This window comes from Corynebacterium sp. MSK019, from assembly GCF_030232425.1.
Lineage (GTDB): Bacteria > Actinomycetota > Actinomycetes > Mycobacteriales > Mycobacteriaceae > Corynebacterium > Corynebacterium jeikeium_D.
In genome coordinates, this window is sequence record NZ_JASPJT010000028.1 from 1 (window position 1) to 1406 (window position 1406).

General features: G+C 56.3%; 1 protein-coding gene. It reads left to right on the forward strand.

All coding sequences use genetic code 11. From position 1 onward, the window contains the following. Window positions 1–162 precede the first annotated feature (162 nt). Entirely contained in the window at window positions 163–1353 is a 1191-nt protein-coding gene (locus tag QP982_RS10605; RefSeq protein WP_168163231.1) for an IS1249 family transposase, read from the forward strand. The last annotated feature ends 53 nt before the right edge of the window (window positions 1354–1406 follow it).

A 1406-nucleotide genomic window follows, 5' to 3' on the forward strand; every position in this document is an offset into this window, starting at 1 on the left:
GGGTTAAGTGACAAAAAGTGTGTCTGATTTTCAGCCTATTTGCTGGTCAGGCCGCATAAAACGGGCTTATATAAGGTTCCAGACCTTATTCAGGCCCGTTTCTTGCTCAATCCACCGGAATGGCTCCTGCATGTGGTAACAGGGGCCTGGTTGTCTTTCTGGGTGACTCCAAACAGACCCCGATGCCCTATATGCGCTGGGCAAATGAAGAAAAACGGCACCACAACCAAAGGGACAACCAGGTGGCGATGCAAAAACCCTGACTGCGGATGCTCAACAACACGACACCGCCCCGATCAGACCCACACCCGGGATTTCAAAGCGTTTCACACCTACGTCACCGGCACTGCTTCTTTAACCAAGGTGGCCGACACCTTGAATGTCTCCCGGCGCACACTCGACCGCCGGTTCACCTCATTGTGGCTTATCGATGTCCCTAACACCCCCGATCCCAACCGGGTCTACGACCAAATCTTCATCGACGGCACCTACACCGACGCTGGCTGCTTACTTGTGGCAGCCAGCCACGACCACGTCATCGCATGGCACTGGACACAACGCGAAACCGCCCACGCCTACACCCAACTACTCAAAAACATCGCCCCACCACTATGCGTTGTCCTCGACGGTGGCCAAGGCGCCTACTCAGCAATCAAAACCTGCTGGCCAACCACCCGCATCCAACGCTGCCTTGTCCATGCCCAACGCGTGGTCCGTCGCTACACCACCAGCCGTCCACGCACCGACGCAGGCAAAGCTATCTACGCCCTGGCGTTGAAACTGACCCGTATCACCACACTCGACCAGGCACGGGAGTGGACGCTGCGCCTGCATGACTTCGGACAGGTATTCAAAGCATTCCTCAACGAAAAAACACCCCTCCCCAAAGAACGCCGCACCCTCAACAACCAGTGGGAATGGACCCACCTGCGAGTTCGCAAGGCATACAACTCACTGCTGCACCTATCGCGCAATAACTGGCTGTTTACCTACCTGCAGCCACCACCAGAAGCACTCGAACCACAGCGCTGGGCATCAACAACCAACAGTCTGGAAGGCGGCGTCAACGCCCAGCTCAAACGCATCGCCGACGCGCATCGCGGCAGGTCCGGGGAGCGCCAACGCAAAATGCTCGAGTGGTACCTGCACTCGAAAACGCAGCTGCCTGACGACCCGCTAAAGATCGCCAGGCAGTGCAATTACGGACAAGATCAACTCGCCAAAGTCAACGATCTTGTCCCAGAAGACCACAACAAAGCCGACCACGAAACAGGACGACCAGCCTTCTACGACAACGCTATCCCAACCGAATACCAACACAACATAGGAATCCGGAAAGGGCCCATGAGATAAAAAGGGCCCACCCGGCGACACACCGAGCGGACACACTTTTTGTCACTTAACCC